The organism is Pseudomonas sp. P5_B2, from assembly GCF_056400445.1.
This window is the reverse complement of the sequence record NZ_JBFULH010000342.1, coordinates 1-4,456: the sequence shown is the minus strand read 5'-3', so window position 1 is coordinate 4,456 and position 4,456 is coordinate 1. Positions and strand designations below refer to the sequence as shown.

The 4,456-nt window shown below is 59.8% G+C and carries 4 protein-coding genes; 2 read left to right on the top strand and 2 right to left on the bottom strand.

Annotated elements, in window-relative coordinates:
• Window positions 1-107: 107 nt before the first annotated feature.
• Entirely contained in the window at window positions 108-1,643 is a 1,536-nt protein-coding gene (locus tag AC1DRJ_RS19915; RefSeq protein WP_477803657.1) for an FAD-dependent oxidoreductase, read from the bottom strand.
• Window positions 1,644-1,828: 185 nt separating this feature from the next.
• Between AC1DRJ_RS19915 and AC1DRJ_RS19910 the strand changes: the two genes are divergently transcribed.
• Window positions 1,829-2,923, top strand: coding sequence for a DUF1615 domain-containing protein (locus tag AC1DRJ_RS19910; RefSeq protein WP_477803656.1), 1,095 nt, complete (start codon window positions 1,829-1,831; stop codon window positions 2,921-2,923).
• A gap of 80 nt (window positions 2,924-3,003) precedes the next feature.
• On the opposite strand, the gene AC1DRJ_RS19905 is transcribed toward AC1DRJ_RS19910, so the two are convergent.
• A complete protein-coding gene (locus tag AC1DRJ_RS19905) occupies window positions 3,004-3,444 on the bottom strand; it encodes a phage infection protein (RefSeq protein WP_477803655.1) in 441 nt (146 codons plus the stop codon).
• Window positions 3,445-3,695: 251 nt separating this feature from the next.
• On the opposite strand from AC1DRJ_RS19905, the gene AC1DRJ_RS19900 reads away from it, so the two are divergent.
• Window positions 3,696-4,325 carry a glutathione S-transferase gene (locus tag AC1DRJ_RS19900; RefSeq protein WP_477803654.1) on the top strand — a complete coding sequence of 210 codons (630 nt, stop codon included), beginning with the start codon at window positions 3,696-3,698 and terminating at the stop codon, window positions 4,323-4,325.
• The last annotated feature ends 131 nt before the right edge of the window (window positions 4,326-4,456 follow it).

Here is a 4,456-nt window from a genome sequence, read left to right as displayed (position 1 = left end):
CTGTAGGAGTGAGCCTGCTCGCGATTGCGGTGTATCAGTCAATAGAAATGTCGACTGACACGACGCCATCGCGAGCAGGCTCGCTCCCACAGTTGATTTGAGTTGAATCAGGGAGTGCCGAAGTAAGGCCGAATCCCGTAATGCTGGAAATACCGCTCAATCACCTTCGGATCGGAACACGTCTCGGCAATCGCCACGTACGTATCCGGCCGCAACAGGTAAAACCCGTTACGGCCCAACCCCGCAGCTTCAAACGCCGGCCGCCATTCGAACACCTGCAATGGCAGGTGATGCTCGTTGCACCAGGCGATCATTTCGTCGCTGGTGTCGCCATAAACATGCACCTGCCAGACCGGATTTCTCAGCGACTCAAAGTTGTCGCCTTTGCCATCATGCGCCCAAGGCAGGCGATCGCCGCCGTGGACGTGTCCGGCGACACCGGTGCTCAATGGCATGCCGCGATAGCTCAGGGTGATCTGCGAGACGGTGCGAAACAGGAACTCGCGGGACGTCTCGAACGAGGCCATTTTGGGGATTAAAAACGGTGCCAACCGTGTACGCAGCACATCGGCCATGCGCCCTTCGGCGGTGACGAAGGTGAACACCCGATCGGTGGTGGCGACCAGTTTGCGGGCAAAGGCGATGCGTTCGGGTTCGTAGCTATCGAGCAGTGAGGCCTCGGCGCCGCCACTCAACACCGCCGCGAGTTTCCACGCCAGGTTGATCGCGTCGCCAATCCCGGTATTCATGCCCTGGCCACCGGCCGGGCTGTGAACGTGGGCCGCGTCGCCCAACAAAAATGCATGCCCGGTGCGAAAGTGATCGGCGACCCGGTGATGTACGCGATAGGTCGAGAACCAGTTCACCTGTTCGATTTGCACGTTCAGGTGTTCGATGGCCCGGCTGCTGACGTCTTCAAAACGCAGGGTTTCAGCCTGGTCGGCGCGCTCATCGCGCACCGTGCCGATCAACCGGGCACGACCCGTGCCGGCGAGGGGAAACACGGCGAGGAAGTCCGCTTCATCAAGGTCCACATGCAATTCGCCATTGAAGGTCGGCCCGCTGGCTTGGACGTCGGCGACATAGAAAATCTGCTGGTAGGTCCCGCCCGGGAATCCGGTGTCCAGTGTCTTGCGCACGACTGACCGGGCGCCGTCGCAACCCGCCAGGTAGCAGGTCTGGCAGATTTCCAGTTGACCGTCGGGCATGCGCAGTTGGACGGTGACGCCAGCGTCGGTGTCTTCGAAATACTCCAGCTCAGTGTTGCGTTCCACGTGGATGCCGAACGCTTCAAGGCGTGTGATCAGCAGTCGTTCGTGCTCGTCCTGGGGGAAGATCTCCATGAACGCATAGGGCGTCAGGCCTTCACCAATGCGGCTCAGGGGCAGACGCGCCACCGGTTCGCCCTTGACCCAGAAATTCGCCGCCGCCACGCGATGACCGTTTTGCACCACGGCCTCGCTGAGGTCGAGCTGGCGATAAAGCTCCAGCGTCCGCGCCTGGACCGCGAGTGCCCGCGACGTGGTGCCAGGGGCGGAGGTCTTGTCGAGAATCCGCACGCGAATCCCCAGTTTGCTCAACCACAGCGCCAGTACCAGCCCGGTCGGGCCGGCGCCGACGATCAGTACGTCGCTACGAGTCATCAGGCTGTTCTCCTCGGTGCCTGGCTCAAGTATGGTCCAGTCGCAAAGCGCGGGCAGGCTGACTGCCCAACGGAAAATGCCCCGCCAGGCGTGTCGATGGAACAGGCAGGGACGGGCGCAGTCATAGCCTGCGCCATGCCATTGATCGTATGGTTAACCCGGCTCAACGGATTTGATGGAGCACCATGCAAGCCAATCGATTGATCAACGGTGTTGCGGCGCTGTTGCTGCTGGCCGGTTGCGGAACGCAACGTACGCAGGAACCGCCTGTACGCAAGCCCGCCGAGGTCAAGGCCGAGATCGTGCGCCTGCTGCCGGCCAGCACCACGGATCGCGAAGGCTGGGCCACGGACATCTACGCCGCATTCGTCGCGCAGAGTATTTACCCCTCCACACAAAACCTGTGCTCGGTGCTCGCCGTTACCGAGCAGGAATCTACGTTTCAGGTCGACCCCGCCGTGCCGGGCCTGGGCAAGATCGCTCGGGAGGAAATCGATCGCCGCGCTGAGAAAGCTCACATCCCCGGCCTGCTGGTCAGCGGTGCGCTCAAGGTGAAATCACCCAATGGCAAAAGTTACAGCGATCGTCTCAACGCAGCGCGCAGCGAAAAGGAACTCAGCGCGATTTTTGATGAATTCATTGGCATGGTGCCCATGGGCAAAACCCTCTTTGCTGGTTTCAACCCGGTACACACCGGCGGGCCAATGCAGGTCAGCATCGATTTCGCCGAGCAGCAATCGCGGGGTTACCCGTATCCAGTGAAAGGTTCGATCCGCCATGAAGTGTTCACTCGACGCGGCGGCATGTACTTTGGCATTGCCCACTTGCTCGGTTATCCGGTGAGCTACACAGAACCGCTGTATCGCTTCGCTGATTTCAATGCCGGTTGGTACGCCAGCCGCAATGCGGCGTTTCAGAATGCGGTGAGTCGGGCATCAGGTATCCCGTTAACGCTGGATGGCGATCTGGTGCGCTATGACTCGATCATGCCCGGCACCACCGAACTGGCGGTGCGCAGCCTCGGCAAGCAATTGGGTATGCGCAATATGACCATTCGCAATCAATTGGGGGAGGGCAAAAGTCTCACGTTCGAGGAGACCGAACTCTACCAGCGAGTGTTCGCGTTGGCCGATCAGGCCGAGGGCCGGCCATTGCCTCGCGCGGTGTTGCCGGGGATCGAGCTGAAAAGCCCGAAAATCACCCGAAAACTCACCACCGCGTGGTTCGCCGATCGGGTCGATGGGCGTTATCAGCGCTGTATGGTTCGGGCCGGAAAGTGACCCGATGCAAAAAACAGGCATAAAAAACCCCGGCGGGTGAGGCCGGGGTTTTCATTGAGTACTGCGGTAAAACCCTTCATTTATACCGCGCGGCTTTCGATCAGACGGTCGGAATCACCTTCGGCAACGCGGTTCTGCATCAGGTGATCGGAGCCATCAGCGGCGACACGGTTTTCGATCAGTCGGTCAGAACCGTCAGCGGCGACACGGTTTTCGATCAGTCGGTCAGAACCGTCAGCGGCGACACGGTTTTCGATCAGTCGGTCGGAACCATCAGCGGCGACACGGTTTTCGATCAGGCGGTCAGAACCGTCAGCGGCTACACGATTCTCGATCAGTCGGTCGGAACCATCAGCGGCCACACGATTCTCGATCAGACGATCCGAACCCCCTTCAGCCACACGGCTTTCAATCAGACGATCCGCGCCGCCCTCAGCGACCACAGGTTGAGCAGAAGTAGCGGCAAAAGCGTTAACTGCGAAAACCGAGAAAGCGATGCTGAGGAGGGTTTGGCGTTTCATGATGGTGTGCTCCGGGGTGTTTATTGGTTGGTATGGAGCGGATGTTACGCCGGGGAATTTTTATGAGAACTTCATTGATGTGATGGTGAACATCGACAGTATTGATAGGCGATGTGAGTCGCCCCACGCGGGCGTGATGGTTCAGTCGTCGGATGGTGCGGATAGGGTCAGCCGGCGCTTCTACACTGGGAGCGTGACCAGCAGATGACGCCTCTAATGACCCCATTCTTGTCTCGCCAGGAGGCCGCACCATGTATCAGCTTTACGGGCATCAGAATTCTGGCGCGGCGGCGATAGAAGCGGCGCTGGAGTTGTGTGACATTCCTTACCGGTTTATCGACGTCGAGTTGTCCGCGGAGGCCGCCCAGACATTGGAGAAACTCAACCGGCTCAAGCAGATTCCGACGCTGCAACTGCCCGATGGCAGCGTTCTCACCGAAAGCGCGGCGATTCTGATTCATCTCGGGCTGACCTTTCCCAAGTCGAATCTGTTGCCGAAACTGCCCGCTGACCGCGATCAGGCGATCCGGGGCCTGGCGTACATCGTCAGCAATTGCTACGTGGCCATTGGCATTATTGATTATCCCGAACGCTGGTTGGCCGAGACGGATGAGGCGTCCAGGCAAAATCTCATGGCCGGCGCCCGCGCGCGATTGCACTGGAGCTGGGAGGTGTTTGCCGATCAGTTTTCCGGCGAGCTGTATCTGGGCGATGAAGCGCCGGGCGCGCTGGATGTGCTGGCGGCGGTTGTGTCGAGATGGGCCGGTAGTCGAGAGCATCTACGCAGCGCCCGACCCGGTTTTTTCGCGTGGCTGGAACGCATCGATCGGCACCCGACACTGGCGCCGGTCTTCGCCCGGCATTGGCCGCCTGAACACTGAAAATCTACTGTGGGAGCGGGCTTGCTCGCGAATGCAGTGTGTCAGGTAACGCAAACACTGAATGACACACCGTATTCGCGAGCAAGCCCGCTCCCACAGTAGATTTTCAGTGTTCAGGCGGCCAATGCTGC